A 21450-nucleotide genomic window follows, 5' to 3' on the forward strand; every position below is an offset into this window, starting at 1 on the left:
ACGCGGCGGGGGCGTGGCGCGCGGTGGCGGTGCGTCGGATAAACCGCTTTAGGCCATCATGGCGCGGGCCTCGTTGACGGCTTCCCGCCGCGCGACCAGCGTGGGCACCGCCCTCCGGCAGCGCAGCCGGAACCTCCCCGAAGGCGGCGACGATGACTCGTTCCCCCGTGACCCGCACGGCCATCGCCACGCTGGTGGCCGCCGGCCTCCTCACCGCGTCCGCATGCGGTCTGAGCGGAGGCGGCGCCGGCGCCGAAGAGGCCCGCAGAACCGGCGAGGTGAGCGGCGAGATCACCTTCCGGACCCTCCAGCTGAAACCCAAGTTCACCGCCTACGTGCAGGGCGTCATCGACTCCTTCGAGGCGAAGTACCCCGCGGTCCGGGTGAAATGGGAGGACGTGCCGGGCGACGGCTACAACGAGAAGCTCGTCGCCGACGCCCAGGCCGGGGCCCTGCCCGACGTGGTCAACCTCTCCACCGACTCCTTCCAGCTCCTCGGGGACCGCGGCATGCTCGCCGACGTGGCCCGGCTCGACGGCGAGGTCGCGAAGGACTACGTCCCGGGCGCCTGGGAACAGTTCAAACTGCCCGGCAAGGGCGACGGCGTGTACGCCTACCCCTGGTACGTGACCCCCGAGATCCTCACCTACAACAAGGACCTCTTCGCGAAGGCGGGCCTGGACGCCGACAGGCCGCCGGTCACCGTCGAGCAGTTCTTCGACTACGCCGAGCAGATCGCCGCGCGCTCCGGCGGCCAGTACGCCGCCTTCATGGCCGACCCCAAGGGCCGGCTCCCCGGCGACTGGCAGAAGATGGGCGTCCCGCTGCTCAACGACGCGCGGGACCGGTTCACCTTCGACACGGACCGCGCCGTCGCCTGGGTCGAACGGATGAAGGACCTCTACGCGAAGGGCGCCATGCCCAAGGAGTCCCTCCTGAAGGCCGACGACATCAACCAGCTCTACGGCGCCGGCAAACTCGTCTTCGGCCCCGGCTCCCCGGGCTTCGTCAGGGACATCAGGCAGAACGCCCCGCAGGTCTACGAACGCACCGGCGTCGCGGGAGCCGTCACCGGCACGCTCGGCCACATCGGCATCTACGCCCAGTCCCTCGGCATCCGCAAGGACACCGAACACCCGGACGCGGCCGCCGAGTTCGCCAAGTGGGTCACCAACGGGCCCAACCAGGTGGAGTTCTCGAAGAACGCCACCATCTACCCCTCCAACGCCAAGGGCCTGGCCGACGCGCGCTTCGCCGACCGGGGCGACGGCAAGGACGCCGAGACACTGGCCCGGGCCATCGGCGCCGAGCAGCTCAAGACGGCGGACCTCGACGCCAACACCCCCGTCCAGTGGACCAATCAGGTCGGCGACGCGGTGGTGCGGGAGGTGCAGAAGGCCATCCAGGGCGAGCAGGACGCCCGGACGGCGGTGCGCAAGGCCCAGGAGGAGGCCAACCGGCTGCTGGCCGCCGGGACGCGGAAGTGACCGTTCCCGCCCCCGCACCGGCTGCCGCGCACCCCGTCACGGCGTCCGGCCGGCCCGACGCGAAGCGGCGCCGCCGGGCCCGACGGGCCATGGAGGCCGAACCGGGCCTGGTCCACCGCAGCTGGTGGACCCCCTACCTCTTCCTCGCCCCCGGCCTGGTGATGGTGGCCCTGTTCAGCGTCTGGCCGTTCCTCAACACCGTCGTCCTGTCCTTCACCGACGCCCGCATCCTCAGCGGCGGCTCCTTCGTCGGCTTCGACAACTACACCCGGGCCTTCGCCGATCCCGATTTCTGGACGGCCACCGGCAACAGCGTGCTGTACCTGGTGGTCGTCGTCCCCTGCCTGGTGCTGCTGCCGCTGGCCCTCGCGGTACTCGTCCAGGCGAAGGTCCCCGGCATCGGCCTCTTCCGCTCCGCCTTCTACACCCCGGTGATCGCCTCGGCCGTCGTCGTGGGCCTGATCTGGCAGTGGGTGCTGCGCAGCGACGGGCTCGTCAACACCGTCTTCCGGGCGCTCGGCCTCATCTCCGAGCCGATCCCCTTCCTCACCGACAGCACCATGCTGCTGTTCTCCGCCATGCTCGTGACCGTGTGGAAGGGCCTCGGCTACTACATGGTCTTCTACCTGGCGGCCCTCGGGAACGTCCCCGCCTCCCTCCACGAGGCGGCCGCCCTCGACGGCGCGGGCGCCGTCCGCCGGTTCTTCAGCATCACCGTCCCCCAGGTGAAGCCGATGATGCTGCTCGTCGGGACCCTCTCGGCGATCTCGGCGCTGCGCGTCTTCACCGAGGTCTACGTCCTCGGCGGCGAGAGCGGCGGCCCCGGTGGCGGCGCCCGCACCCTGCCCTTCCTCATCCGGCAGGTCGGCCTCGGCTTCGCCGGTGAGACGGGCTACGCCTGCGCGATCTCGCTGCTGCTCTTCCTGCTGACCCTGGTCTTCAGCCTGCTGGGCCGCCGCCTGTCGAAGGGGGACGACGCGTGAGCGCCACCGGGACGGGCCGCGGGCGCCGCCGGAGCGGCCTCGCCGCCCGGTACGCCGTACTGCTGCTCATGCTCGTGCTGATGCTGGGGCCGATCGTCTGGCAGTTCCTCACCTCGGTCCGGGGCCGCACCGAGAACGTGTACGACGGCCTGCTGCCCTCGCGGCCCACCCTCGACAACTACCTGCGCGTCGCCGAGTCCTTCCCGCTCGCCCAGTACGTGGGCAACACCCTGGTGGTGGCTCTGCTGGCGGTCGCCTCCAACACGCTGTTCGCGGCGATGGGCGGCTACGCCCTCTCCCGGGCCGGCTGGAAGGGGCGCGGGGCGGTCTTCACCGTCCTCGTGGCGACGCTGATGTTCCCCTTCGAGTCCGTGATGATCTCGATGTTCCTCACGGTCCGGGAGATGGGCCTGGTCGACACCCTCGTCGGGGTGTGGCTGCCCGGCGCGGTCTCCGTCCTCAACGTCATGATCATGCGGGCCGCGTTCCTCGCCGTCCCGAGGGAGATCGAGGAGGCCGCGGTCCTGGACGGCGCGGGGGAGTGGACCCGCTTCACCCGGGTGTTCCTCCCGGGGGCCCGGGGCGCCCTGGCCGTCGTCTGCATCACCAGCTTCATGGGCGCCTGGGACGACTTCCTGTGGCCCCTGCTGGTCCTCACCGACAGCGACCACTACACCCTCCAGCTCGGTCTGAAGACCCTGGCCGGCGCCACCACGACCAGCGACCAGCGGATCGTCGCCGCCGGGGCGATGGCCGCGCTCCTGCCGATGATGCTGCTGTTCCTCGCCCTCCAGCGGTTCTTCTTCAAGGGAGTGGGCGAGGGGGCCGTCAAGACCTGAACCCGCCCGCCCCTCCGGCCCGCGATCCGCCCCGCGCCGCCGCTCCCAGCCGCCAGCCGTCCGCAGCGCGTCCGCGTCCGCCGTCCGTCCACGTCGCCGAACGACCTCCTGGAGCCGCCGTCATGCACGACGACCGCAGCATCACCGAACACCGCCTCCGCCGGGTCCTCAAGGAGCGCATCCGGCCCGCCGTCCACTCCCGCCCGGTCCCCCTCACCGTCGAGCGCTGGGAGGCCCCCGGCGAACCGGTCCCGGTCGCCGAGGCACTGGCCGCCCCGTACACGCCCTGCGCGGCCGGCGAGGCCTGGGGCCCGGCCTGGGGCACCACCTGGTTCAAGGTCACCGGCGCGGTACCCGCCGACTGGGCGGGCCGTACCGTCGAGGCCGTCCTCGACCCCGGCTTCGACCGGATGATGCCCGGCTTCCAGTGCGAGGCGCTGGTCCACCGGGCGGACGGCGGCGAGGTCAAGGCCCTCAACCCGTACAACGACTGGGTGCGGGTGGCCGACTCCGCGGCGGGCGGCGAGCGGATCGAGTGGTACGTGGAGGCCGCCTCCAACCCCGTCCTGGTCGAGCACGCCCCCACCTACGAGGGCGACCGGCTCACCAGCGGGGACCGGCCGCTGTACCGGATCGCCCGGATGGACCTCACCGTCTTCGAGACGGAGGTCTGGGAACTCGTACAGGACCTCGACGTCCTCCACGACCTGATGATCCAGCTCGGCGAGGACGACGCACGCCGCTACGCGATCCTGCGCGCCGTCGACTCCGCCCTCGACGAGGTCGACCTCGGGGACGTCGCCGGGACCGCCGCGGCCGCCCGTGCCCGTCTCGCCGGCGTGCTGGCCGCCCCCGCCCACGCCTCCGCGCACCGGATCAGCGCGGTCGGGCACTCCCACATCGACTCGGCCTGGCTGTGGCCGCTGCGCGAGACCGTCCGCAAGGTGTCGCGCACCACCTCCAACATGCTCGCCCTGATGGACGAGCACCCCGAGTTCGTCTTCGCCATGTCGCAGGCCCAGCAGTTCGACTGGATCAAGACCCACCGGCCCGCACTCTTCGAACGGGTGAAGAAGAAGGTGGCCGACGGGCAGTTCGTGCCCGTGGGCGGCATGTGGGTGGAGTCCGACACCAACATGGTCGGCGGCGAGGCCATGGCCCGCCAGTTCCTCTACGGCAAGAAGTTCTTCCTGGAGGAGTTCGGCGTCGAGACCAGGAACGTCTGGCTGCCCGACTCCTTCGGCTACACCGCCGCGATGCCGCAGATCGTCCGGCTCTCCGGCGCGCAGTGGTTCCTCACCCAGAAGATCTGCTGGTCCCAGGTCAACGAGTTCCCGCACCACACCTTCTGGTGGGAGGGCATCGACGGCACCCGCGTCTTCACGCACTTCCCGCCCGTCGACACCTACAACAGCGACCTCGGCGGCGCCCAGCTCGGTCACGCCGCCCGCAACTACCGCGAGAAGGGGCGCGGTTCGCGCTCCCTGGTGCCCTTCGGCTGGGGCGACGGCGGCGGCGGCCCCACCCGCGAGATGCTGGCCCGGGCCGGGCGCCAGCGGGACCTCGAAGGCTCCCCGCGCGTGGAGATCGAGCGGCCCGACGCCTTCTTCGAGAAGGCGCGCGCCGAGTACGAGGACGCACCCGTCTGGGCCGGCGAGCTCTACCTGGAGCTCCACCGCGGCACCTACACCTCGCAGGCCCGCACCAAGCAGGGCAACCGGCGCAGCGAGTCGCTGCTGCGCGAGGCCGAGCTGTGGGCGGCGACGGCCGCCGTCCGCGTCCCGGGCTTCCGCTACCCGTACGAGGACCTGGAGCGCCTCTGGAAGACGGTCCTGCTGCACCAGTTCCACGACATCCTGCCCGGCTCCTCCATCGCCTGGGTGCACCGAGAGGCGCGCGCGGTGTACGAGGGGGTCCGCGAGGAGCTGACCGCCCTCACCCTCGCGGCGCAGACCGCCCTCGCGGGACGGGGCGAGGAGGAACTGGTCTTCAACTGCGCCCCCCACGAGCGGCGCGGAGTCCCGGCCGGCGGCGCGGGCCGGGCCCGGCCGGCCGGGCAGCCGGTCACGGTGGAGGAGCGGCACGGCGGCGGGCACGTCCTGGCCAACGGGCGGCTGCTGGTGGAGATCGACGGGCGGGGGCTGATCGTCTCCGCGTACGACCTGGAGGGCGGCCGCGAGGCGCTCGCCCCGGGCGGCGCGGCGAACCTGCTCCAGATCCACCCCGACTTCCCGAACATGTGGGACGCCTGGGACATCGACTCCTTCTACCGCAACAAGGTCACCGACCTCACCGCCCTCGACTCCCTGGAGGTCACCGAGCGGGGACCGGACTCCTGCACCGTCACGGTCACCCGCTCCTTCGGCTCCTCCGCCGTCACCCAGGCCGTCACCCTGCGGGCCGGGGCGAAGACCGTGGACATCACCACCGACGTGGACTGGCACGAGACGGAGAAGTTCCTCAAAGCGGCCTTCCCACTGGACGTCAAGGCCGAGCGGACCGCCTCCGAGACGCAGTTCGGGCACGTCCAACGCGCCACCCACACCAACACCTCCTGGGAGGCGGCCAAGTTCGAGATCTGCGCCCACCGCTGGATCCACGCCGGGGAACCCGGGTGGGGCGTGGCGCTGCTCAACGACTCCACGTACGGGCACGACGTCACCCGCCACATCCGGGCGGACGGCGGCCAGACCACCACCGTCCGCCTCTCCCTGCTGCGCGCCCCCCGCTACCCGGACCCGGAGACCGACCAGGGCCGGCACACCCTGCGCTTCTCCCTCGCGCCCGGCGCGGACATCGGGGACGCGGTGCGCGAGGGGCACGCCTTCAACCTGCCCGAACGGGTCCTGCCCGGCGCGGGCCCGGTCGCCCCGCTGCTGGCCGTCGACCACGACGCGGTGGTGGTGGAGGCGGTCAAGCTCGCGGAGGACCGCAGCGGGGACGTGGTCGTGCGGCTCTACGAGTCCCGGGGCGGCCGCGCCCGGGCCACGCTCTCACCGGGCTTCCCTGTCGAGGCGGCGGTCGAGAGCGACCTGCTGGAGCGCCCGCTGGCGGGTACGGCGGTGGGGCCGCCGGCCCCGGACGGCGGGGTGCCCCTCACCCTGAGGCCGTTCCAGATCGTCACGGTCCGCCTCCGGCGCGGGTGAGGTCCGCGGAGCCGGGCCGGCCCGCGGCCCGGCTCCCCGGCGGCAACCCGGTGCCACCGCCGGCGACGCCCCGGCTGCTCCCGGGCGCCGCTCCGGGGTGTCCGCCGGCGTCCGCCCGCCCCGGCCCGCCGCCCCCTCCGCGCGTGAACTGCGCCACAGCCCGGTCCGTGCGGGCCCGTGGCACCGGCGCGGAGGGCCTCCGGCGCCTCCGCCCGGTTATGCACTTAGTTGCAAAACGGTGTCCTCCTCGCTAGAACAGGTTCATCACCCCCGCGCGAGGAGGCGCCCCCTCATGAGTTCCCAGAGCCGGTACCCGCACCTGCTGAGCCCCCTGGACCTCGGCTTCACCACCCTGCCGAACCGCGTGATCATGGGGTCGATGCACACCGGCCTCGAAGAGCACGCGCATGGCTTCGAGCGCCTGGCCGCCTTCTACGCCGAGCGCGCCCGCGGCGGCGCCGGCCTGATCGTCACGGGCGGCATCTCGCCCAACGACGCCGGGCGCCCCTTCGAGGGCGGTTCCCGCCTCACCACCGAGGAGGAGGCCGCCGAGCACCGGGTGATCACCGACGCGGTGCACGCCGAGGGCGGGAAGATCGCGATGCAGATCCTCCACTTCGGCCGCTACGCCTACCACAAGGACCTCGTCGCCCCCAGCGCGATCCAGGCCCCCATCAGCCCCTTCGTCCCGAACGAGCTCACCGACGTCGAGGTCGAGCGCACCATCGAGGACTTCGTCCGCGCCGCCCGCCTCGCCCGGCTCGCGGGCTACGACGGCGTCGAGATCATGGGCTCCGAGGGCTACCTCGTCAACGAGTTCATCGCCGCCGCCACCAACAAGCGCACCGACCGCTGGGGCGGCGCGTACGAGAACCGCGTGCGCTTCCCGCTGGAGATCGTCCGGCGCACCCGCGCGGCCGTCGGCGACGACTTCATCCTGATCTACCGGCTCTCGATGCTGGACCTGATCCCCGGCGGCTCCACCCTCGACGAGGTCGTCCACCTCGCCAAGGAGATCGAGGCGGCCGGCGCCACCATCATCAACACCGGCATCGGCTGGCACGAAGCCCGCATCCCCACCATCGCCACCTCCGTCCCGCGCGGCGCCTACACCTGGGTCACCAAGCGGCTGATGGGCGCGGTGAGCGTGCCGCTCGTCACCAGCAACCGCATCAACACCCCGGAGAAGGCCGAGGAGATCCTCGCCGACGGCCGCGCCGACCTGGTCTCGCTCGCCCGTCCCTTCCTCGCCGACGCCGACTTCGTCGCCAAGGCCGCCGCCGGCCGCTCGGAGACCATCAACACCTGCATCGGCTGCAACCAGGCCTGCCTCGACCACACCTTCAGCGGCAAGATCACCAGCTGCCTGGTCAACCCGCGCGCCTGTCACGAGACCGAACTCGTCCTGTCGCCCACCCGGACGAAGAAGCGCGTCGCGGTCGTCGGCGCGGGCCCGGCCGGCCTCGCCTGCGCGGTCACCGCGGCCGGACGCGGCCACGCCGTCACCCTCTTCGAGGCCTCCGGGCACATCGGCGGCCAGCTCGACGTGGCCCGCCGCATCCCCGGCAAGGAGGAGTTCGAGGAGACCATCCGCTACTTCGGCACCCAGCTCGCCGCCCACGACATCGACGTCCGCCTGGACACCCGCGCCGACGTCGACGCCCTGCGCGGCTACGACGAGGTCGTCGTCGCCACCGGCGTCACCCCCCGCACCCCGGCCATCGAGGGCGTGGACCGGGACAACGTCGTCAGCTACCTCGACGTACTGCGCGACGGCGCGCCCGTCGGGGAGCGCGTGGCAGTCGTCGGCGCCGGCGGCATCGGCTTCGACGTCGCCGAGTACCTCACCGACAGCGGAGAGGGCGCCGCCCAGGACCCCGACGTCTACTTCCGGCACTGGGGAGTCGACACCGCCTACGCCGGCCCCGGCGGCCTCACCGCCCCCGAGCGGCCCGCGACGCCGCGCCGGGTCACCCTGCTCCAGCGCAAGACCACCAAGGTCGGCGCGGGCCTCGGCACCACCACCGGCTGGATCCACCGCGCGGAGCTCAAGCACCGCGGGGTCGTCTCCGTCGCCGGCGCGACGTACGAGCGGATCGACGACGAGGGCCTGCACATCACCGTCGACGGCGAGCCGCGCCTCGTGCCCGCCGACACGGTCGTCCTGTGCACCGGCCAGGAGCCGCGCCGCGACCTGTACGAGGCGCTGCGCGCCGAAGGCATCGAGGCGCACCTCATCGGCGGCGCCGACGTCGCCGCCGAACTCGACGCCAAGCGCGCCATCCGCCAGGGCACCGAACTGGCCGCCGGCTTCTGAGGCCGTCTCCCTACGGGGAGTTGTGGCGGCCCGCACCGGGCCGCCACAATCGGCGGGTGACGTTGACACCGGCAGACGCGGACAAGATCCTCACCGACAACTTCGCCCCCTGGGTGCTCGCCCTCGGCCTCAGGGTCGAGGAGACCGGCGAGCGGCACGCGGTCCTGCGGCTGCCCTGGTCGGACTCCCTGGCCCGCGACGGCGGCGGTCTCAGCGGCCAGGCCCTGATGGCCGCGGCCGACACCGCCACCGTCATCGCGGTCTGCGCCGCGCGCGGGGCGTACGGCCCGATGACCACGGTCCAGCAGTCGACGAGCTTCCAGCGCCCGGTGACCGGCGCCGACGTACTGATCGACGTGCGCATCACCAAACTCGGCAAGCGCATGGCCTTCGCCGACATCACCATGACCCCCGAGGGCGCCGAGGACCCGGCGGCGAAGGCCTCCACCGTCTACGCCCTGCTCGGCTGACGTCATTCGATACGAGCACGAAGACCGCCGGTATTCGTGCTTTCCGCCAGTACGGCGCTCCGCCGACCAGAGTGAAGACTCTCCGTCAGAAGCCGCGGCCCGCGGGAAGGGCCGCCGCCCATGAACACGGGGAGCAGTACGATGAGCGGTCAGCTGTACGACGAGATCGGCGAGGCGTTCGAGGGCTTCAAGACCCTCCCCCTCGCGCGCTACGGGGAGGTGCCCGGCTTCCTCGCCCTCGTCGGTGACGTGAAGGACAGGTCCGTCCTCGACCTGGCCTGCGGAACCGGCTTCTACAGCCGGGAGTTCAAGCGCCGCGGCGCGTCCGAGGTCTTCGGCGTCGACATCTCCGGCGAGATGATCGCCGCCGCCCGGTCCATCGAGGATAAGGAGCCGCTGGGCATCTCCTACGAGGTCGGTGACATCGCCGAACTGCGGGCGTTCGAGAAGCCGTTCGACATCGGGATCGCGGTCCAGGCGTTCAACTACGCCGACAGCGTCGCCACCATCGAGCGGATGTGCCGCGCCGTCCACCGCAGTCTCGCGAAGGGGGCCGAGTTCTTCCTCTTCGGCCAGAACCCTGACTTCCGCTTCGGCGGTCCGTCCCTGGCCAAGTACGGGTTCACCTGCGAGGCCGTCGGCGGGGAGAACGAGATCGGGCCCCACACGCGGGTCACCGCGCTCCTCGACCCGCCGATCTCGTTCACCGTCCACCCGCCCCGCCGCGAGGTCTACGAGAACTCGCTGCGGGCGGCTGGCTTCACCGAGCTGACCTGGGTCCCGCTGGAGATCTCCGAGGCGGGCCTGCGCGAGTACGGCGAGGAGTTCTGGGCCGACTTCGCGGCCAACCCCGCGCTGACCATGCTGCGCTGCCGCGCCTGACCCCGGGGTCCGGTCCCCGCACGAGAGGCCCCCGCACGCGCGGTGACCGCACGCGCGGCCCCGCGCGCGTTCCGTACGGCGGAACGCGCGCGGGCCGGCCGCGCGGCGGGGCCGCCGTCAGAACCGCAGGGGTCCCGCCGGGAACGGCAGCGGCGACGCCGGCGACGGCCGGACGTCCTGGCGCTGCGCCGGGGCCGGGACCGACCGGCAGGTCACGTCCCGGGCGGGCAGCCGGCCCGTCGACAGGTAGGAGTTGACCGGGGCGTTGACGCACGAGCCGGGCTCGGCCAGGTACACGCTGTGACCCTCACCGCCCATCGCCAGGACCATCCGCGAACCCGTCAGCGCCCGGTGCAGGCCCTGCCCGCTGACCAGCGGGGTCTGCGAGTCCCACTCGTTCTGGACGGTCAGCACGTTCGCCCGGGTCCTCATCGGCGTGGCCGCCTCGGCGGGCCGCTGCCAGAAGGCACAGGGCTTGATGTTGGACGCGAAGTCCCCGTACAGCGGGTACCGGGCCTTGTCCCGCGCCGCCTCCCGCGCGTACTGGCCGGGATCGCGCGGCCAGGAATCGGTGTCCCCGCACACGACGGACCAGAAGACGGCCGTGCCGTTGTCGGACGCCGGGTCCGCGGCGCGCAGCACCTTCCTCAGGTCCGGCACCGTCAGGCCGGCGGGCTGCGGGGCGCCCTCGGCGGCCGCCTTGAGCGCGCTGACGAAGGGAGCGGCCTGCTGCGGGGAGAAGAACAGCGGGCGCATCGTCCGGATGTCATCACCTGTCAGTTTCATCCCCTGGAACTCGACCGGCTCCCGGTCGGCCCGGGCCACCAGCCCCCAGAACGTCGCCGACACCGCCTCCGGCGTCGCCCCCAGCCGGTACTCGGCATCACGCTCGGCCGTCCACCGCGCCCAGCGGGCGAAGGCCGGCTCGGCCTCCGTGGCCCAGACCTGGAACATGCCGCGCCACAGCCGCTGCGGGTCGACCCCGCTGTCCAGTACGAAGCGGTCGGTCCGGGACGGGAACATCTGCGTGTAGACCGCGCCGAGGTACGTCCCGTACGAGTAGCCCACGTAGGAGATCTTCCGCTCGCCCAGGGCCTGGCGGATCGCGTCCATGTCGCGGGCGGTGTTGCGGGTGGTGATGTACGGGAGCACCGAACCGGCCTTCTCCCGGCACTTGTCCGCGACGGTCCGCGCCCAGGTGACGTCGGAGGCGAAGGTCTCGGGCCGGTACGGGCGCTGGAAGTTCTGCTCCGCTTCGTTCAGCCCGCAGCTGATCGGGCTGCTGGCCCCGACGCCGCGCGGGTCGAAGCCGATCAGGTCGTACCGCTCCTTGACCTCCTTGGGCATCGCCTGGTCCATCATCAGCGGCAGATCGAGCCCCGGGCCGCCGGGACCGCCGGGGTTCAGGAGCATGACCCCGTGCCGCTTGGCCGGGTTCTGGCTCTTGACCCGGGATATGGCGAGGTCGATGGTCCGGCCGCGGGGCCGCTGGTAGTCGAGCGGCACCGTGAGGGTGGCGCACTCGTACGAGGCCGGCTGATCCGGGCTGCAGCGGTGCCAGGCGGGCTGCCGCGGACGGTAGTCGTCGGGACCGGGGGCGGCGGCCGCCTGGGTGGCGGAGAGCAGGGGGACGGAGGTCGCGAGGAGGCCGGCGGTGGCGAGCAGGGGCGCGAGCCGTTTCATGCGCACGAAGAGCCGTTCCTTTCGGAGAGGGGGCGGGTCCCTGCCCACCTTGGGGTACGCCGGCGGCGGGGCGAATCATCCCTCAGGGCGGCTCTCGTGCGTCTCCCTGCACCTCGCGAATGAGGAAGATCCGGACAACTGGCCGACGCGCCGGGCCCGTTGAAGGGGGACCGGCACGCCGACGGCCTCCGCCGGTCAGTGCCCGGAGTGCTCCGTGCCGGACTCCAGAGTGCCGCCGAGGCGTTCGCGGAGCCCGGCCAGGGCGTCCGCCGACGGCGCGGTGACCACCCATCGGTTCCCCACCAGGTAGACGCCGCCGTACACCCGTGTTTCGGCCAGCCAGGACCGCAGGCCCCGCTCGGCGGCGAAGGTGGTCAGGCGGTAGGCGCCCTGGCCGGTGGAACAGGCCCCCTGGCGCAGTTCGTCGGCCTCCGTGCTCACGTCGGCGGTGCAGCCGAGGGCGGCGGCGAGCTCCTCCACCGTGGCGGTCCTCCCCGACGGGCCGCCGCTCGCCCCGTCCGCGTGGGCCGCCGCGCCGCCGTGCGCGGGCGGACCTCCGGCGCAGCCACCGGTCAGCAGCGCACCGCACAGCGCGGCACCGGCCGCGAGGACGCGGAGGCTTCGGCGGTCGTACGGGGGCATGGCGACCTCACTGACTGACGGGGGAGGGGCGGGAGGAGAAGGGGTGTGGTGCCCGGCGGGGAGGGGAGGGGGCCGGGCACCACGGCTCTCGGGTGTTCCGGGCCGGCTCAGCCGGCCGCCTTGGCCTTCTTCCCCTTGTCGGTGACGGCCCACCACAGACCCTGCTTGCCCTGCCCGTTGACGTCCCCGGGGGCCTTGTCACCGGTGAACGTGTAGACCGGCCAGCAGTCGATCGTCAATTGCTCCGTACCGTCGGGCCGTTTCACCGTACCGACCAGTTTCGCGTCGATTCCCGACACCTCGGACGGGTCGACGGGGCCGGCGGGCTTCCAGCTGTCCGTACAGGAATCCACACAGCCGATTTTCATCGGCCAGGCACTGTCCTTGTCGAAACGGTAGAGGGTCCAGCCCTCCGCATTCTGGGCGATGGTGCCGAGCCGGGGATCCTTCCGGACCGAAAGTGCGGCTTTCCCCTCTTCCTCCGTTCCCGTTCCTCCTTCCTTCTCCGTTCCGTGTCCCTGCATTCCCGGGGCCTTCGCGGAGCCGGCCGGTTTCCCGTCGGGCCCCAGGACGTGCCAGGTGCCGCCGACTCCCTCACCGAGGGCGTCCCCGGCTTTGGCGTCCTTGGCGTAGCGGTACACCGGCCAGCCCCCGACCGTCAGCTGCGTGGTGCCGTCGGCCCGGGTGACGGAACCGAGCAGGGCCGCGTCCATGCCCGCCCCCGCCGAGGCCCCGTCCGCCGGGACGACCGGCCAGGCCTTGGCGCAGTCGCCCTCGCAGTTGGACTTGGGCGGCTTGGCGGTGTCCTTGTCGAACCGGTAGAGGGTGAACCCCTCGCCGTCGGTGACGCCGGAGCCCACGTTCGCCGTCTCCCGCACCTGGAGCTGCCCGGCCGGACCGCTCTGCCCGGCGCCGGCCGCCGGGGCGGCGCCGGAGCCCTCGCCGGACCCGGATCCGGCGCCCGGACCGTATCCCGAGCCGCCGTCGGAGCCGTATGCGCCGAGTTGATTTCCGGATCCCGCGGGCTGGACCGCATTCGCCTTGGAAGCGGGTTTGTCGGCGACACCGCAACCGGCCGTCAGCAGCAGTACCGCGACCGCCGACCCGGCGATTTTCTCCCGGCGCATTGTCTTCACGATCTCTCCTTGGGATTCGGTCCCGTGGTGCTCGTTTCCTGGGTCATTGATACGGGGCGAAAAGCCGCCGGAGCCGATATCCGCGGGAATTTGTCAGATCGCGCCAAGAATGAACACGGGAGCGTCCCGCGCACGTGCGCCCGCTCATTCCTGGATGCGCAGCGCGAGCGCGGGGCAGCGCCGCACCGCCCGCAGCGCCTTGGGCCGCAGCGGACCCGGCACCGGCATGGACGCCTCCGCCGGGTAGCCGTCCGCGTCGAGCCGTACGACCTCGGGCAGGACGTCCACGCACAGCCCGTGCCCCTTGCACAGGGTCCAGTCCACCACCAGCCGCTCCAGGGGGCTTTCGTCCCGCGGCAGCGGCAGTGCCCCCACGGTCCGGCGCCCGCAGCCGCTGCCGAGGGCGTGGTCGCGGAACTCGTCGGGGAACGCGGCCAGCGCGGAGGCCACGAAGTGCGAGGTGCCGTCGGGGTGGCTGCACGCGCCGCGGCCCCGTACGGCTCTCAGCCGCGCCTCCACGGCGTCGAGCGCGCCGCGCCCCCCGCCCCGTACGGCGTCCTCGAGTACGTCGGCCAGCGCGGGCAGTCCCCGTACGCAGGGCCCGCACTGCCCGGCCGACTCCTTCGCCATCCAGCGCGTCACCCGCGCGACCTCCCCGGCCGGGCAGGTGTCCTCCGGAAGCGGCAGCACCGCCCCCGCCCCCAGCACCGCGCCGAAGGCGGACAGGGACCCCCGGGACACGTTCGCCGATCGGGCCGCCCCGGGATCCAGCCAGCGCCCGTGGTATCCGCCGACCAGTACGCCCTGGCCGGTACGGGTGCCGCACAGGTCGAGGACGTACGCCAGCGAGGTCCCGGTCGGGGTCTCCACCACCGTGTGGCCGGCGACGGTCAGCAGCACGGTGCCCGGCTCGGAGGGCAGGCCGGCCGTCCGGTAGTCGGGGGCGCCCATCCGGGCGGCGACGGCGAGCTGGGCGTAGGTCTCGGTGTTCGACAGCAGCGTCGGCACCCCGCCCAGACCCCGTTCGCTGGTCCGCACCCGCCGCCCCGACGGCAGGGCCGCGCCGCCGTTCAGCCCGCCCACCAGGGCCGTTCCCTCGCCCGTCACGAAACGCTCGGGCAGCCGTGACACGCGGACCCGGCGTCCGCCCGGGCCGCGTTCGGCCACGGCGTCGCGTACCGAACGCTCCACGTCCGCCCGGGTGACGGCCACCACCACCTCCTGCGCGGCGACCGCGGCGGCGGCCAGCAGCGCGCCGTCGAGCACCAGGTGCGGGGCGTGCAGCAGCAGGGCGGTGTCCTTGAGGCAACTCGGCTCGCCCTCGCTGCCGTTGACCACGACGGCCGTCGGCCCCTCCCGCTCCTGGGCGGAGCCCATGACGGCACGCAGCTTCCGGGCGAAGGGGAAGCCGGCTCCGCCGCGGCCCCGCAGGTCGATGTCGGCGGCCAGGGCGGCGAGTTCCTCCGGGGAGTAACGGGGCAGCGGTCCGTGCGCCGCCAGATGGGCGTCGCGGTCGAGCCGCGGATCCCGGTCGAGCCCGGCCAGCAGCCGGGGGGTGCCCACGCAGCCGAGGCCGGGGCGGGCGGCGCCGCTCACGACCACCGCTCCCCTTCGCCGCGCCGCCCGGCCCGCCGTCCGGCGCCGCCGGGACCCGCCGCGGCGCCCGCGTACGGCGCCGGCCCGGGCGGTTGCGTACGCGGCGGGGGAACGGGAGCCGCGCCCCTGCTCGGACGGGGACGTACCAGCAGGTCCGCGAGCGGCACGTCCTGGATGAAGAACGGGCGTACGCGGCCGGGTTGGGCGGGCGCCTCCCCGGCCCCGGTGTGCTGCGGGGCGGAGGGCCGCCAGGCGGCGCCGAGCCCGCGGGCCCGGAGGCGGAAGGCGAGCAGGCCGATGACCCCGGCCAGGCACAGTCCGTAGGCCGCCGTCACCCAGGTGTCGGCGGCGCGGCCGGCCTTCAGTCCGTGCAGCAGTGACGCGCCCCACGCCGGATAGGCACCGATGTGCAGGGCCCGCCACCACAGCGACCGGCTCTTGGTGGCGAACACACTACGCAGGGCCCCGGAGACCGCCACGGCCACGAAGAGATATCCGGCCAGGGTCCCCAGGCCGATGACGACGGGTCGGTCCGGGTCCGCGAACGGCACCACGGCGGCGGCGGCCGCCGCCTGCCGCTCGGCCACCTTGACCCAGACGTGCAGGCCGAGGAAGCCCAGGCCGGCCACGGCGAGGCCGCGGTGCACGCCCTGGGCCAGCAGCCGGTGACCGGACCCGAGCAGCACCCGGTCGGTGGCCACCAGCCCCCACAGGACGGTGGCGGTCAGGCAGACGAGCGAGAGCACGCCCGCCCCGAAGTCGAGGAACTCCCACAGGCGGGTCAGGGCGCCCGCACGGGCCGCCACGAGGAGCGAGACGAGGGCGGCGCCGGCGGCGCACAGGGCGCTGGTGCGCAGCCTTCCGGGGGCGGGCAGCAGCGGGGGCCGCCGGACGGCCCGCCGGCCGGCGGCCGGAGCCGCGGCGGCCTCCGCCGCGTGGCGACTCCTGCGTCGGGCCCTGTGGGAGCGGGGTATGTGCGGCTGGGGCAGGGGCATGCGGTTCTCCTGAGCACCCGGGCTCCGAGCGGTCCACCTGGCGCTCGGCACCCGGGGGTTGGGGACGGGGACGGCCGGCAGCGCTGCGAATTCCCGCGCCGGCCGAAGGGCTCGGGGGCCGGAGTGCAGCAGCATCGTGGAGCTGCGCAGCATCTCCACAGGATTTATCGAAACGTGATAATTTCTCGCGCCGCGTCTACGGCGCATCGAACAACCCCGGAAGATTCCCCTCCAGTGGAGGTCGTGACAGGCCACCGCGTCGTCGGTCATCCATGCGTCCCCGAGAGCAAAAACAAGGCAAACCCGCGGGGAGCAAAGTGGCCGGAACCCTCCAGAAGGGGATGCCGTGGCTGCAACTCTCTTGGCAGACAGGGTTGTTGGCGAGGCAGGCAACCCTGGAGGGTCTGTCACCCCTGCACCGGACAGGCCTCACCCCGGCAAGAACGAGGAAACGATGTGCGAACTTCTGAACCGCATCTGGTCCCGCCCGCGCGGAGAGTGGACCCGTGTCCTGCGCAGGGAACTCCCCGCGCTGGCCGCGGAGATAGTGGAGGAGCTTCTGCATGGAATTCCGGGATTTTCCGCACTTGTCGATGACAACGATGCCATCGATGACGATCTGCTCAGGCTGAGGGTGGAGGAAGCCCTTCTTTGCGCTCTCGGATACCGCGACGCGGGCGAACGGGGCCCCCAGGGTCCGCCCCCCGCCGCACAACCCGTCGCACCCCCCGCCGCGGCTCCCCTCGCGACCCCCGTCGCGGCTCCGGACGAAGACCGCCACGACGGCCGCGTCGAGGAAACCCGCGCCGGCGTACGGGAGCACGTACGCGAGACCGCGCGCGAGCACGACCCCGCGGGTGGCCCCGACCCCGGCCCGGGCCACCCGCCCCGCCAGGATCCCGCCGCCCCGCCCGAGCGGGCGCGGCAGGAACTCTTCCGGGCCCTCACCGACGACCGCTCCCCGTGCGAGAACTCCCTCGGCGAACTCGCCGAGGCCGCCCACTGGCCCCTGCCGCCCGCCGTACGGGCCGTCGCCCTGGCCACCCCCGGCGAGACCCAGCAGCTGGCGGCCGTGCTCGACGACGCCCTCGCCGGCATGTTCGCGGGCCGGCCCTGCCTGCTGCTCCCCAGCTCCGACCCCGACGCCCGCGCCGCCCTCGAACTCCCGCTGCGCGGCAGGTTCGCGGCCGTCGGCCACGCCGTTCCCCTGCGCGACACGGCCTCCTCCATGCGCTGGGCGCTGCGCCTGCTCACGCTGACGCCCCACCGCGGCGGCCTGGACGCCCGGGCCGTCTTCGTGGACGACCACCTCTCGACCCTGCTGCTGCTCCAGGACGAACCCCTCGCGCACGCCCTGGCCGCCCGCTGGCTCAAGCCGCTGGCCGACCTCACCCCGCGGCAGAGCGAGCGGCTGGAGGTCACGCTGCTCGCCTGGCTGGAGGGCGGCGGCGCCCCGGAGGCGGCCAAGGCCCTGAGCGTGCATCCGCAGACGGTGCGCTACCGGATGCGGCAGCTGGAGAAGCTCTTCGGACCCGGCCTGCGCGACCCCCGGACCCGCTTCGAGCTGGAGATGGCCCTGCGCAGCCGCCGGCTGATGGCGCAGGTGCGGCGCCAGAACTCCCGTACCGGACGCAGGAACGGACGGGTGGTCACCGCCGACTTCGCCCCTCCGGCGGGACGGATGGCACGCGTCAACGGGCTGTGAGACGCGGCGGCCCGTCCTCGGACGCACTGGTACGGGCGGGGGGGGGGGGGGGGGCGGGGGGCGGGGGGGCCCGCCCCCCCCCCCGCCCCCCCCCCCCCCGCCCGTACGCAGGGGAGGGACCGCGCCGGTTCAGCGGCAGCTGCGCCCGCTGTTGATGCACGCCACGGCCCTGGCCATCAGAGCGTCCGACATGACGTTGATGAAGTCGCCGTGGTCGGTCACCGGCTTGTGCAGCTGCTCGGGGAAGCTGTCCACGGCGAAGCGCGCCCCCGGTGCCACGCCGTAGGTGATGCGCTGCACCAGCTGCGGCACGGCCGTGAAGCCCTTCTTGCAGCGGCCGTCGCCGTCCGCGAAGTCCACGTGCGTGCGGTGGTTCGCGCTGTCGGTGTTGCGGCCGTCCCAGCAGCTCTGGAAGGTGAACGTGCGCACCACGTCGCTGCCCTTGGGGCAGACCGGGTATTTGTCCTTCAGCTGGCGGTCCTCGAAGCCGGTACAGCTCCAGGAGGCGTTGGCGTTGGCCGTGCCGTTGCTGAACGCCTTGGCGTCACCGGTGATGATCCGCAGGAACCGGGGCATCGCCCTGACCTGGCCTACGGGGCTCCCCTTGAAGCTGATCGTGACCTGCTTGGGCCGCAGGATCGTGCCCACGTTGGCGTCCTGCCCGCCGCCCGGGGCCTTGGCGTCCTTCTCCGCCCGGCCGTCGCGCAGCCGCAGCACGGGCCAGTAGTAGGTCGACTGGTCGCCGTTGCCGCAGGTGGTGCCGGAGGCGGCGAGGCTGTCGTTGGTGGAGAAGGCGTCGGTGGTCTTGTTGCCCACGTAGTCGTGCATGTGGTGCGCGCCGTTGGAGACGCCGGGGGCGACGATGACGTTGTCGGGGTTGAAGTGGCCGTTCTCGTTGCGGCCGCACTCGGAGGTGAAGGAGCCCTTGGAGGCGCCCCGCCGGGGCTCGGGGGTGCGTACGTTCGGCTTCACCTTGGTGATGTCCACGAAGTCGCTCCGGGCCGGGCCGCCCCTCTGCCCGAAGCTCCGGGCGGCGGCGTCCGGGCCGTCGGCCGCGGCGGCCGCCGCGTCGGGCGCCTCCTCGTCGGGGGCGGCCGGTGCCTCCTTCATCTCGCACCCGCTGAGCTCCTCGAGCCCTTCCGGGCGTCCGGAGGAGCGGCCTATCGCGTCGGACACCCGGCTGATGGTCGTGGCGCGCTGGTCCCGCAGCCGCCCGAGGAGGGCGTCCTTCTGCTTCTCGTCCCGTACCTGCCCGGAGGCGAGCTGACGGTAGGCGTCGGCCACCTGGACGTCCAGCTGGGCGAGGTTCTCGTCGACCTCGCCCCTGGCCTGGTCGGGGACGGAGGTGAGGCGGTCGCCCACGTCCGGGCAGTCGATGGTGGCCGTCACCTGCCCCGTGCGGCCGTCCTGGCCGGCGTTCGCGCTGCCGGCGACGACGGCGGCGCCGCCACCGCCCAGCACCAGGGCGGAGACCACCGCGAGGAGCTTGAACCGGGGGCGCCTGTGGCCCTTGTGACTCATGCGATCACTTCACTTCGTTTCGTCGGTCGGACATCTGAGGGGGCGCGGCCCCCTGGTGGTGGACCGGGGCGGGGGAGGCGGGCGCCCGGCCCGCGTCGGAGAGGGAGTCGAAGTCGACCAGCCCGGTCTCCTCCAGGACCGTGATGTGGTCCAGCACGGTGGCGTTGGCCGAGGTGGCGAGGGCGCGCACCATCGAGTTGCGGGTCTGCGCCCGGATCTGCGCCAGCAGGGCGAACACCTTGCCGTGCGCGCGGCGCAGCAACTGCACGAAGAGCCGTTCGTACTCGCCGCCGGGGGCTTTCGTCAGCTGGTTCAGCCAGTCCTGCTGCTGGGCACTGGGCCCGTCCGGGAGGTCCACGCCGAGGGCCTGGCCGACCTGGATCACCTGGCGGTCCAGGTCGGCGTGGCCTTCCACGAGGTGCGTCCCGGCCGTGCGCACCGAGGAGCGGGTCCCGCGCTGCTGGGCCTGCCGCCCGGCGGGGCCCTCCCACAGTCCGGCGAGCCGCACCTTGCGGACGAAGTCCCGGTCCGCGGCGGTCAGGGGCCCGTACGCCGTGCTCATGGTCCCGGCGCCGTCGTCGTCGGTACCGGGAGCCGCGGCCGCCCCCGCCACGGCGGCCGGGTCCCGGTCGCCGAACTTCGAGACGGGGATCAGCAGCGCGATGAGCGTCACGGCCAGGGCGGTGATGACCAGAGCGCTCCCGATCGTGTACCTCGTGGCCACCGACAAGCCGCTGACGGATCGCCGTCGCAGTGACAGCACAGTGCCTCCTCGCTCCGTGGGCAGGCAGGAGGAGCGGGGCGGCAGCGGCGGCAGGCGCCCTGCGGTGCGCACCCGAACTCCTGGGGTGCCACGGGACGCTAGCGCCCCGTCCGGGGGCGCCGCGGAAGGACCATCACCATCGGATAAACATCCGGGCAAGCCCTCGGAGGGCTGCTATCTTGCCGCCGTCTGCCGGTCTGGCGTGGTGTACGCGAAGTTCAGCGCGACCCGCCGCAGTCCCGGCCGGCGCAGCCCGGTCACCCGGTGGGCGGTGGTGTCGCTGCGCAGCAGGTAGCCGTCGCCTGGGCGGTGATGAGCCCGGCGCGCGAGCTCGTCGGATGCCGGCGGAGCACCGCCGGCGGGCCCGTACTGGAGCAGCCCGCCGTCGCGGGCCGACCCGGGCGCCTCGGTGAAGACGACCAGGGCCAGCGGGTGGGCGTGGTGGTGCGCGCCGTGCGCGTCGCCGTGCGGGTGCAGGATGTCGACCACGTGCCGCTCCAGCGGATCGGCGACGGTCACGGCGTCCAGCTCGGAGATCCCGCGCACCAGCCCGATCAGTGCCGGGTCGTGGTAGACGCGTGGGATCAGCTCGGACTCCTCGGCGATGATCCGTCCGCCGAGGGTGGTCATCGGCCGGGGCGGGGTCGCCGGGTCCTGGTGCGCCGCCATCGATTCGAGGCGGCGGATCTCGCGCCGGAGCAGGGGGAGCCGGTCGAGCGGCACGAGTCCGGGGAGCGGTACGTAGCCTTCCGCGGCGAAACGCTCACGTAGGCCGCGGTGGTCGGCAGGCAAGGAGAGCACGTACCGGTACTACCCGGCGACGCGCGCCACCAGACGGCCCGCCGGGCGAGGCCATCCGGTCGGCCCCACCGTCACCGGCGGCCGCCCCCGTCGCCCGGGCACAGGTCGAGCGGGTCGCAGAGCATGACCACCTGGTACGGGCCGCCCCCGTCGGGCTCCGCGCCGTGCGGCGCGAACCTCCACTGGGAGGGCTTGACGTGCCGTGTCCGGTCCTTCTTCTCCACGTGGGCGTGCAGGGTGCGCGTCGCGGGGTCGTTCGTCTCGACCATCACCTCGTCCGGGCCGAGCGGGAAGTGGTCGTGCAGGAGGCACAGGCCGAAGCGGTCCAGGTTCCCGTGCTTCTCGAACACCTCGACGAGGTCCCGTACGAAAGCCGCGTCCGAGGGGCCCAGCCCTTCGGCCTCCTCGAAGCGGGGGAGCGGCTTGCGGGTGGCGGTTTCCTTCGGCTGGGTCATGGCGTGTCCCGGGGCGAGATCGGCTGGAG

The 21450-nt window shown here is 73.1% G+C and carries 17 protein-coding genes; 8 read left to right on the forward strand and 9 right to left on the reverse strand.

What is annotated here, in order from left to right; genetic code table 11:
- Positions 1-152: 152 nt before the first annotated feature.
- From ACFY7H_RS01705 to ACFY7H_RS01735, 7 genes are all read left to right on the forward strand, one after another.
- Positions 153-1487: an ABC transporter substrate-binding protein gene (locus tag ACFY7H_RS01705; RefSeq protein ID WP_388931527.1), complete on the forward strand. Its 1335-nt coding sequence runs from the start codon at positions 153-155 to the stop codon at positions 1485-1487.
- An 89-nt stretch (positions 1488-1576) separates the two neighbouring features.
- Complete coding sequence (locus tag ACFY7H_RS01710) at positions 1577-2470, forward strand: carbohydrate ABC transporter permease (protein WP_388932242.1); 894 nt, start codon at positions 1577-1579, stop codon at positions 2468-2470.
- Positions 2467-3309, forward strand: coding sequence for a carbohydrate ABC transporter permease (locus ACFY7H_RS01715; protein ID WP_388931530.1), 843 nt, complete (start codon positions 2467-2469; stop codon positions 3307-3309). The genes ACFY7H_RS01710 and ACFY7H_RS01715 overlap by 4 nt, the downstream gene beginning before the upstream one ends.
- A 122-nt stretch (positions 3310-3431) precedes the next feature.
- Entirely contained in the window at positions 3432-6455 is a 3024-nt protein-coding gene (locus ACFY7H_RS01720) for an alpha-mannosidase (RefSeq protein ID WP_388931533.1), read from the forward strand.
- Between the two features lie 292 nt (positions 6456-6747).
- Complete coding sequence (locus tag ACFY7H_RS01725; RefSeq protein WP_388931536.1) at positions 6748-8772, forward strand: FAD-dependent oxidoreductase; 2025 nt, start codon at positions 6748-6750, stop codon at positions 8770-8772.
- 56 nt (positions 8773-8828) lie between these two features.
- Positions 8829-9242, forward strand: coding sequence for a PaaI family thioesterase (locus ACFY7H_RS01730; RefSeq protein ID WP_388931539.1), 414 nt, complete (start codon positions 8829-8831; stop codon positions 9240-9242).
- A gap of 141 nt (positions 9243-9383) precedes the next feature.
- Positions 9384-10124 carry a class I SAM-dependent methyltransferase gene (locus tag ACFY7H_RS01735; protein ID WP_388931542.1) on the forward strand — a complete coding sequence of 247 codons (741 nt, stop codon included), beginning with the start codon at positions 9384-9386 and terminating at the stop codon, positions 10122-10124.
- Positions 10125-10241: 117 nt separating this feature from the next.
- Here the strand turns inward: ACFY7H_RS01735 and ACFY7H_RS01740 are convergent, their stop codons facing one another.
- The 5 genes from ACFY7H_RS01740 to ACFY7H_RS01760 form a co-directional block, all read right to left on the reverse strand.
- The gene (locus tag ACFY7H_RS01740; protein WP_388931544.1) at positions 10242-11813 is read right to left on the reverse strand and encodes an alpha/beta hydrolase; all 1572 of its coding nucleotides are present in this window, start codon (positions 11811-11813) and stop codon (positions 10242-10244) included.
- Positions 11814-12002: 189 nt separating this feature from the next.
- Positions 12003-12449 carry a hypothetical protein gene (locus ACFY7H_RS01745; protein WP_388931547.1) on the reverse strand — a complete coding sequence of 149 codons (447 nt, stop codon included), beginning with the start codon at positions 12447-12449 and terminating at the stop codon, positions 12003-12005.
- A 107-nt stretch (positions 12450-12556) separates the two neighbouring features.
- The gene (locus tag ACFY7H_RS01750) at positions 12557-13576 is read right to left on the reverse strand and encodes an SCO0930 family lipoprotein (protein WP_388932246.1); all 1020 of its coding nucleotides are present in this window, start codon (positions 13574-13576) and stop codon (positions 12557-12559) included.
- Positions 13577-13729: 153 nt separating this feature from the next.
- Positions 13730-15181: an NADH-ubiquinone oxidoreductase-F iron-sulfur binding region domain-containing protein gene (locus ACFY7H_RS01755; RefSeq protein WP_388931550.1), complete on the reverse strand. Its 1452-nt coding sequence runs from the start codon at positions 15179-15181 to the stop codon at positions 13730-13732.
- Entirely contained in the window at positions 15178-16176 is a 999-nt protein-coding gene (locus ACFY7H_RS01760; RefSeq protein WP_388931553.1) for a hypothetical protein, read from the reverse strand. Before ACFY7H_RS01760 ends, ACFY7H_RS01755 begins: the two co-directional genes overlap by 4 nt.
- A gap of 454 nt (positions 16177-16630) precedes the next feature.
- On the opposite strand from ACFY7H_RS01760, the gene ACFY7H_RS01765 reads away from it, so the two are divergent.
- Positions 16631-17881 (forward strand): PucR family transcriptional regulator, encoded by a 1251-nt coding sequence (locus ACFY7H_RS01765; RefSeq protein ID WP_388931556.1) that lies wholly within the window; start codon positions 16631-16633, stop codon positions 17879-17881.
- Between the two features lie 129 nt (positions 17882-18010).
- Here ACFY7H_RS01765 and ACFY7H_RS01770 read toward each other — a convergent pair whose 3' ends face one another.
- The 4 genes from ACFY7H_RS01770 to ACFY7H_RS01785 form a co-directional block, all read right to left on the reverse strand.
- Positions 18011-19402, reverse strand: a complete 1392-nt coding sequence (locus ACFY7H_RS01770; protein WP_388931559.1) for a DUF1996 domain-containing protein — start codon at positions 19400-19402, stop codon at positions 18011-18013.
- A gap of 4 nt (positions 19403-19406) precedes the next feature.
- Positions 19407-20126: a DUF4142 domain-containing protein gene (locus ACFY7H_RS01775; RefSeq protein WP_388931562.1), complete on the reverse strand. Its 720-nt coding sequence runs from the start codon at positions 20124-20126 to the stop codon at positions 19407-19409.
- Positions 20127-20339: 213 nt separating this feature from the next.
- On the reverse strand, positions 20340-20966 hold the full coding sequence (locus ACFY7H_RS01780; protein WP_388931564.1) for a hypothetical protein: 627 nt from the start codon (positions 20964-20966) through the stop codon (positions 20340-20342).
- A 71-nt stretch (positions 20967-21037) separates the two neighbouring features.
- Positions 21038-21421: a hypothetical protein gene (locus ACFY7H_RS01785; protein WP_388931567.1), complete on the reverse strand. Its 384-nt coding sequence runs from the start codon at positions 21419-21421 to the stop codon at positions 21038-21040.
- Between the last annotated feature and the right edge of the window lie 29 nt (positions 21422-21450).

Origin of the sequence: Streptomyces sp. NPDC012794 (genome assembly GCF_042901085.1) — a bacterium.
GTDB lineage: Bacteria > Actinomycetota > Actinomycetes > Streptomycetales > Streptomycetaceae > Streptomyces.

Excerpts from the sequence above, each read along its gene's own strand:
- ACFY7H_RS01705 (WP_388931527.1), top strand. The coding sequence starts at position 153 with ATGACTCGTTCCCCCGTGACCCGCACGGCCATCGCCACGCTGGTGGCC.
- ACFY7H_RS01710 (WP_388932242.1), top strand. The coding sequence starts at position 1,577 with ATGGAGGCCGAACCGGGCCTGGTCCACCGCAGCTGGTGGACCCCCTAC.
- ACFY7H_RS01720 (WP_388931533.1), top strand. The coding sequence starts at position 3,432 with ATGCACGACGACCGCAGCATCACCGAACACCGCCTCCGCCGGGTCCTC.
- ACFY7H_RS01725 (WP_388931536.1), top strand. The coding sequence starts at position 6,748 with ATGAGTTCCCAGAGCCGGTACCCGCACCTGCTGAGCCCCCTGGACCTC.
- ACFY7H_RS01735 (WP_388931542.1), top strand. The coding sequence starts at position 9,384 with ATGAGCGGTCAGCTGTACGACGAGATCGGCGAGGCGTTCGAGGGCTTC.
- ACFY7H_RS01745 (WP_388931547.1), bottom strand. The coding sequence starts at position 12,449 with ATGCCCCCGTACGACCGCCGAAGCCTCCGCGTCCTCGCGGCCGGTGCC.
- ACFY7H_RS01750 (WP_388932246.1), bottom strand. The coding sequence starts at position 13,576 with ATGCGCCGGGAGAAAATCGCCGGGTCGGCGGTCGCGGTACTGCTGCTG.
- ACFY7H_RS01760 (WP_388931553.1), bottom strand. The coding sequence starts at position 16,176 with ATGCCCCTGCCCCAGCCGCACATACCCCGCTCCCACAGGGCCCGACGC.
- ACFY7H_RS01765 (WP_388931556.1), top strand. The coding sequence starts at position 16,631 with ATGTGCGAACTTCTGAACCGCATCTGGTCCCGCCCGCGCGGAGAGTGG.
- ACFY7H_RS01770 (WP_388931559.1), bottom strand. The coding sequence starts at position 19,402 with ATGAGTCACAAGGGCCACAGGCGCCCCCGGTTCAAGCTCCTCGCGGTG.
- ACFY7H_RS01785 (WP_388931567.1), bottom strand. The coding sequence starts at position 21,421 with ATGACCCAGCCGAAGGAAACCGCCACCCGCAAGCCGCTCCCCCGCTTC.